Origin of the sequence: Geobacillus sp. LYN3 (assembly GCF_003064505.1) — a bacterium.
Classification (GTDB): domain Bacteria; phylum Bacillota; class Bacilli; order Bacillales; family Anoxybacillaceae; genus Parageobacillus_B; species Parageobacillus_B toebii.
In genome coordinates this window covers 1-936 of sequence record NZ_QCWL01000058.1, presented here as the reverse complement: position 1 = coordinate 936, position 936 = coordinate 1, and the positions used below count along the sequence as shown (strand labels likewise).

Genomic DNA, 936 nt, shown 5'->3' with positions numbered 1-936 from the left:
TCAAGGATTCATTCGACATCGGAACGAAAAAATCCTCCCGATTTTCGTTGGGAGGGTGCGAAATGTGAGTTATACCGCTCGCGATCAGACGGATAGACGTTTTCAAAGTCAATGTTCAACCCTCGATACCCTTTTTCCCGCATCGTACGGACAATATTATCAAGCAGCCGGTTTTGCAATTGTGTATTGGAGAGTATCGTTTGCGCCAGCCTGGATCCCGGATCTTTATACGTAAAATTGGTGATCGCCATCATTGGAACGACCCTTTCTGCCGCTATAGCCTGAATGATGGCCGAATCATTGAACGGATCGAGTCCGCCATCTGCTCTGATTGTATATGCAAACGGAGATGCGTACGTTAAATGGCGGCCTACTTCCCGTACTTGCTGCGCCCCTTTTTCCCCCGGATCAATCGTAAATGCATTCACTTCAATGACCGGCTTAGAATGAGGAATCGTTAATACCATGCCGGAGGAAATGAAATTCGGGTCGGCAATCCGATTAACTCGCAGGATGTCTTGCACGGTCATCCCATACCGCGCGGCGATTTGTGCCAACGTTTCTCCCCGCCGCACCGTGTGTGTTCTTGGCGGAATAAGAAGAACCGTTCCTTGATAAAGGACGGAAGGATTGCTGATTCGGTTGGCCCGAACAATCGCATCCATTGAAACGCCGTATCGCCTGGCGATAGCCCATAATGTTTCTCCCGGACGAACGGTATGATAGCGATATGGAACCGGAATGACGAGCGCCTGCCCGACCGCGAGACGATTGGGATCTTTGAGACCATTAGCCGCAATGATTTGATCCAGCATCACCCCGTAGCGTTGAGCAATCGCCCATAAGTTTTCCCCTCTCTGCACAATAGGTATTGTCAAAAGTTTATCCTCCACACTCACGGTTTTCCCTTGAGTTTCAACGGTTGGAAGAAAAAAA

The 936-nt window shown here is 49.3% G+C and carries 1 pseudogene; it reads right to left on the bottom strand.

Annotated elements, in window-relative coordinates:
* Positions 1-68: 68 nt before the first annotated feature.
* Positions 69-878, bottom strand: a pseudogene (locus tag DCC82_RS17040) (LysM peptidoglycan-binding domain-containing protein); the annotation flags it as partial.
* Positions 879-936: the final 58 nt, after the last annotated feature.